Genomic DNA, 3,521 nt, shown 5'->3' on the forward strand with positions numbered 1-3,521 from the left:
CTTATGGAGCGCTCCATAAGGGCAACACACCGCAAGTCAATGCGGCTGGCGGTCAGTCGTCCTCCTTTGGCGGGGGGACGATCAGGGTGGGGCGGTGCGCGTGGTGGAGGACGCGTGTCGAGACGCTGCCGAGGATCATCGACCGGGCGCCGGCCAGCCCGCGCGAACCGGTGACGATGAGCGAGGCGTTCAGCTCGTCGGCGGTGTCCACGATCGAGGCCCACACCGGCCCGACCCCGCGCTCGACCCGCGTCGTCACCTCGGTTAGCCCGTTGTCGCGCGCGAGCTCGGCCCCGTGCCGCGCGAGCTGCTCGGCCTCTTTCTGCTCCTCGTAGTGGCCGCCCTCCTGCCAGGCGGCGACCGAGGTCACGGCCGCGAGCGACGCCCAGTTGACCTGCGCCAGCAGCGGCTCCCACACCGTCATCACCACGGCCGGCTCCGGCTTCAGGTGCCGCGCCGCGTACCTGACCGCCGTCTGCGCGTCCTCCGAACCGTCGTACGCAATGAGAATCGTCATACCCCAAGCCTCTCCCACCCGATCCCGAGCCGAACGCTCAGGACGAGTGGTTGATCTCACCTCCGGCCGCTGGTCAGGCCGCCGCGGGTGCGCTGAGGTCGATCGAGCCGTGGCGTGCAGGGGGCGCGGCGGCCGTCAGGGCGCCGGCGGGCGGCCCAGGCAGGCGGGCCGCGGTAGGCCGCCGCTGGTGGGCTGAGGTCGATCGGGCCGGGCGCGCGGGCGGCGCGGCGGCCGTCAGGTCGCCGGCGGGCGGCCGGGGCCGGGTGGGCCCGCGAAGGACTGGGCGATGTCGAGCCAGCGGTCGGCGTCCGGGCCGACGGCGGTGAGGGCCAGGTCGGCGCGGTGGCGGCGCTGGGTGGTCAGGTGGCAGAAGTCGAGCGCGGGGCCGGTGACCGATTGGGCGGCGTCCGGCGGCCCCCACTTCCACTCCTCGCCCGCCGGGCCCTTCAGGACGATGCGGAACTCCTCGGCCGGCGGCTCCAGGCCGCGGGTGCGGAACGCGAAGTCGCGGGTCCGGGCGCCGATGTGGGCGACGTGCCGGAGCCGGCGGGTGGGCTCGCGCCGCTCACCGAGGGCGTCGGCGACGTCCTCGCCGTGCGCCCAGGTCTCCATGAGCCGCGCGGTCGCCATCGACGCCGCGCTCATCGGCGGGCCGAACCAGGGGACGCGCGTCCCCGCCGGGACCGCGGCCAGCGTCTCGACCACCCGGCGCCGCCCGGCGCGCCATCGGGCGAGCAGGCGGGACGGCTCCTCGGCCGCGCCCTCCGCGGCCCCCGCGTCGACGTAGTCGCCCGGTCCGGACAGCGCCCGCTCGGCGAGCTTCGCGAAGGCGGCGGCGTCGGTGGCGGCGACGATGGCGAGGTCGTCGGTCCAGGCGAGGTGGGCGATCTGGTGCGCGACCGTCCAGCCCGCGGCGGGCGTCGGGTCCGCCCAGCGCGCGGCGGGCAGCGGTGCGACCAGGGCGTCGACGGAGTCGCCCTCGGCGGCGAGGTCGGCGAGCAGGGAGTCGAGATCCGGCATGCCGCCAGGATCCCGCGCGGGGGCGGCGCCCGTACAGGTCCGCCCCCGACAAACCGAACCGGGTTCTCTTAGTCGAGGAGGGCGCGGGCGGCGGCGTAGTCGGCCTTGCCGTTGGGCAGCCGCAGGCCGTTCCGGGTGCGGATGAACACCTTCGGGATCTTGTAGCGGGCCAGGTGGGCGGCGCAGCCCTCGCGCAGCTCCGCGTCATCGGGCGCCGTGTCCCCGGGGGCGGGCCGCACCACCGCGACGATCTCGGTGCCCCAGCGATCGCTCGGGCGGCCGACGACCAGCGCGTCCGCGATGCCGGGCAGCCCGCGCAGGACGTTCTCGACTTCCTCCGCGAACACCTTCTCCCCGCCGGTGTTGATCGTGGTGGCCTCCCGCCCGTGGACCTCGACGGTGCCGTCGGCGAGCAGTCGCGCCCGGTCGCCCGCCACGACCAGCCGCTCCCCGTCCAGCGTGCGGAACGTCGCCGCGGTCTTGTCCGGGTCGCCGAGGTAGCCGAGCGGGATCGAGTCGCCGCCCTTGGCCAGCCAGCCCATCTCCTCGTCGCCGGGCGCGAGGCGGCGCGACCGGTCGGCGCTGAGGACGGCCGTCCCCGGCGTCGGCATGAACGACCGCGCCGACGACCCGTCGCGCGCGACCTGGAAGCCGGACTCCGACGACCCGAGGATGTCCACGATGCGGGTGTGGGGGAGCAGCTCCAGGAGCCGCCGCTTGACGTCCGGGCTGATGGCGGCGGCCGAGTTCACGAACGTCCGCATCGAGCCGAGGTCGTGCGGGCGGGCTTCGAGCGCCTCGACGATGGGGCGGGCGAACGCGTCCCCGACCAGCGGCATCCGCGTGACGCGCTCGCGCTCGGCGGTGGCCATCAGGTCGGCGGCGTCCAGGCCGTCCACCCGGTCGGGGAAGACGACGCACGCGCCGCCGCACCAGCCGCCGAGCGCCGACCAGGTGCCCGCGCCGTGCATGAGCGGCGGCCCGACGAGCACGCGGTGCTCGTTCCGGACGGCCTTCTCGACGGCCTCCCGGAGGTCGTCGAGCGGGCTGCCGTCGCGGCGGCGCATCCCGAGCGGCCCGGTCATCAGGTCGCCGATCCGCCACAGCACGCCCTTGGGCATCCCGGTCGTTCCGCCGGTGTAGAGGATGTGCAGGTCGCCGGCCTCGGGACGGACGTCCGGCAGGGGATCGGCGGACGCCTTCGCGAGCGCCTCCTCGTAGTCGAGCGCGCCGGGCAGGAGGCCCTCCCCGGACGCGTCGGCGACCTGGAGGAGCAGCGGCCGCCGGTCGAGCCCCTCCACGACGCGGCCGATCACCGGCGCGAACCGGGCGTGGTAGATCACCGCGGCGGGACGGGCGTCGCCGAAGAGGTGGGCCAGCTCGTCGTCCACGTACCGGTAGTTGACGTTGAACGGCGCGACCCGGGCCTTGTGCGCGCCGACGAGGCCCTCCAGGTACTCCGGGCCGTTGTGCAGGTAGAGGGCGAGGTGGTCGTGCGGCGACTCCCACGGCTCGCCGCGCCCGGCGTCCTCCCGCAGGCCGAGCCCGTGGCCGTGCAGGACGTTCGCCAGCCGCCGGGTGCGCTCGGTCATCTCGCGCCAGGTCATCCGGTGGTCTCCCCAGGCGAGGCACTCGCGGTCGGGGACGGCGGCGGCGATGGCCTCGTGCAGGGTCGCCAGGTCGAGCATGCGGCACTCCTCCAGGGACGGCGTCGCTCCTCCGGACGCTTGGCAGTACCGTAAACGACCGCTTACCGAATCCCGTTCAGTGGGGCCGTGCTTCGGCCGAACGCACGAGGCCGAACGTACGGGGCCGAACGTACGAGGCATACCGGGTTGGAAGGAACAATTATCCGGTGCCCCCCGTACAGCGGCCGCGCGGCGAGGTGACCCGCGGCACCACCGCCCCCAACCGGCTGCGCCGCGTCGACCGCTGGATCGCCGCCACCCAGGCCGGCCCGCTGCGCTCGGTCCCGGGCCCGCCG

Annotated in this window: 3 protein-coding genes; all 3 read right to left on the reverse strand. The window is 75.2% G+C overall.

The window, feature by feature from the left end; translation table 11 throughout:
- Positions 1 to 52 precede the first annotated feature (52 nt).
- The gene (locus E1200_RS32010; RefSeq protein WP_131956205.1) at positions 53 to 517 is read right to left on the reverse strand and encodes a universal stress protein; all 465 of its coding nucleotides are present in this window, start codon (positions 515 to 517) and stop codon (positions 53 to 55) included.
- Positions 518 to 751: 234 nt separating this feature from the next.
- Complete coding sequence (locus E1200_RS32015; RefSeq protein WP_131956207.1) at positions 752 to 1,537, reverse strand: TIGR03084 family metal-binding protein; 786 nt, start codon at positions 1,535 to 1,537, stop codon at positions 752 to 754.
- A 68-nt stretch (positions 1,538 to 1,605) separates the two neighbouring features.
- Positions 1,606 to 3,225 carry an AMP-binding protein gene (locus E1200_RS32020; protein WP_131956209.1) on the reverse strand — a complete coding sequence of 540 codons (1,620 nt, stop codon included), beginning with the start codon at positions 3,223 to 3,225 and terminating at the stop codon, positions 1,606 to 1,608.
- Positions 3,226 to 3,521 lie beyond the last annotated feature (296 nt).

This window comes from Actinomadura sp. GC306 (assembly GCF_004348665.1).
Taxonomy (GTDB): domain Bacteria; phylum Actinomycetota; class Actinomycetes; order Streptosporangiales; family Streptosporangiaceae; genus Spirillospora.

Bases quoted from the DNA above. Each gene is read 5' to 3' on its own strand.
- E1200_RS32010 (WP_131956205.1), bottom strand. From the start codon at position 517: ATGACGATTCTCATTGCGTACGACGGTTCGGAGGACGCGCAGACGGCG.
- E1200_RS32015 (WP_131956207.1), bottom strand. From the start codon at position 1,537: ATGCCGGATCTCGACTCCCTGCTCGCCGACCTCGCCGCCGAGGGCGAC.
- E1200_RS32020 (WP_131956209.1), bottom strand. From the start codon at position 3,225: ATGCTCGACCTGGCGACCCTGCACGAGGCCATCGCCGCCGCCGTCCCC.